The organism is Kitasatospora sp. NPDC059817, assembly GCF_042731835.1.
Classification (GTDB): domain Bacteria; phylum Actinomycetota; class Actinomycetes; order Streptomycetales; family Streptomycetaceae; genus Kitasatospora.
Window position 1 is genome coordinate 1 of the sequence record NZ_JBHWIR010000401.1, and the last position, 2,009, is coordinate 2,009.

Genomic DNA, 2,009 nt, shown 5'->3' on the forward strand with positions numbered 1-2,009 from the left:
GCGCGCCCCCGCGCGCCGCCCCCGGCGCGAGCCCCGCGCCCCCCTGGCGGGGTCGGCCGCCGCGTCGCGGGCCAGCCCGCGCCCGGGGGGGGCGACGGCCGGGCGGGGCGGGGCGGGGGCGCCCGGAAGGGAACCATCATGCCCACCGCGACCCTCCCGGACCTGATCGCCCGGCACGCCCAGGAGCGCCCCGACGCCCTCGCCGTGACCGACGGCTCCACCGTTCTGACGTACCGTCAACTCCTCGACTCCTCCGCCCGGCTGGCCGCGACCCTGGCCGCCCGGGGGATCGGCCCCGGCAGCGCCGTCGGCCTGCTCTGCGCCCGTTCCACCCGCCTGGTCGTCGCCCAGCTCGCGATCTGGCGGACCGGCGCCCACGTCGTCCCGCTCGACCCGGCCTACCCGCGCCAGCGCATCGCCGAGATGACCGGGGACGCCGGAGTCCGGCTCGTCCTCGGCGACAAGACGCTGCTCGCCGAGGCCGGACTCGCCGAGGAGCAGACCCTCGCGCTGACCTCGACGCTCGTCCTGGCCGAGCCCGCCGCCCCGGCCGGGCACGGCCCCGACGCCGCCGGTGCGGCCGCCCCCGACGCCGCCGAGCCGGCCGCGCCCGCCCTGCTCTTCTACACCTCGGGCTCCACCGGCCGGCCCAAGGGCGTCATCGTCCCGCACAGCGCCGTCGCCGACCTGGTCACCGCCCAGGACGCGTTCACGCTCGGCCCCCGCGACCGGGTCCTGTTCCACTCCACGATCAGCTTCGACGCCTCCACCTTCGAACTGTGGGCCCCGCTGGCCCACGGCGCCGCCGTCGCCGTCTCGCCCTCCGACCGGCCCACCGCCGAGGAGCTCGTCCGCGACATCGAGCGGTTCGGCGTCACCACCGTGTTCATCACCACCGCCCTGTTCCACCACCTGGCCGCCCGGCAGTCCCGGATCTTCGGCGTGCTGCGCACCCTGGCCGTCGGCGGCGAAGCCCTGTCGCCCGAGTACGCCGGGGCGGTGCTGCGCGCCTTCCCCTGGCTCGAACTCTTCAACGTCTACGGGCCGACCGAGGCCACCACCTTCACCACCCTGCACCGGATCACCCCGGCCGACTGCACCACCGGCCCGGTCCCGATCGGCCGGCCCTTCGGCGGCGCCCGCGCCCTCGTCCTCGACCAGGAGCTCGCCCCGGTGCCGCCCGGCACCGTCGGCGAACTGTGGATCGCCGGCGGCCGGCTCGCCCAGGGCTACCTGAACCGGCCGGAGCTGACCGCCGAGCGCTTCCGCGACCTGCCCGGCACCGGCCGCGCCTACCGCAGCGGCGACCTCGTCCGCCAACGCCCCGACGGCGCACTGGAGTTCCACGGCCGCACCGACGACCAGGTGAAGGTCCGCGGCTTCCGGATCGAACCCGGCGAGGTCGAGCACGCGCTGCTGCAGTTCCCCGAGGTCGCCGAGGCGGCCGTCGTGGTCCGCCGGCCCGGCCACACCGACGCCGCGCTCACCGCCTGCCTGGTCCTCGCCGACGGCAGCCGACCGGCCGTCGAAACCCTCCGCACCCGGCTCGCCGACCGGCTGCCCGCCCACCTGGTGCCCACCGCCTGGACCGTACTCGCCGCCCTGCCGCTGACCGGCACCGGCAAGATCGACCGCCGCGCCCTCGCCGCCACCGACGAGACGGCCCCCGACGGACCCGGCACCGCCGCCGCCCTCACCCCGATCCAGCAGGCCGTCGCCACCGCCTGGACCCGCGCCCTGGAACGCCCGATCACCGACCCGGCCGCCGACTTCCTCGCCGAGGGCGGCCACTCGCTGCTCGCCATGTGGGTCGTCGACGACCTCCGCGAGGACCTCGGCGTCGAACTCTCGCTCGCCGACTTCCTCGGCCACCCCACCGTCGCCGGCCAGGCCGACCTGCTCGAACGAGCCCTGCGCGCCGCGCACGACGACACCCCGCAAGGAGCCACCCGATGACCGCCGAGCACCCGGCCGTCGACCAGACCGCCGACCAGGCCGACCTGCTGCGC

General features: G+C 77.2%; 1 protein-coding gene. It reads left to right on the forward strand.

Annotated features, from left to right (window positions below; genetic code table 11):
- Positions 1-138: 138 nt before the first annotated feature.
- The gene (locus ACFV61_RS35740; protein WP_380496333.1) at positions 139-1,956 is read left to right on the forward strand and encodes an amino acid adenylation domain-containing protein; all 1,818 of its coding nucleotides are present in this window, start codon (positions 139-141) and stop codon (positions 1,954-1,956) included.
- The last annotated feature ends 53 nt before the right edge of the window (positions 1,957-2,009 follow it).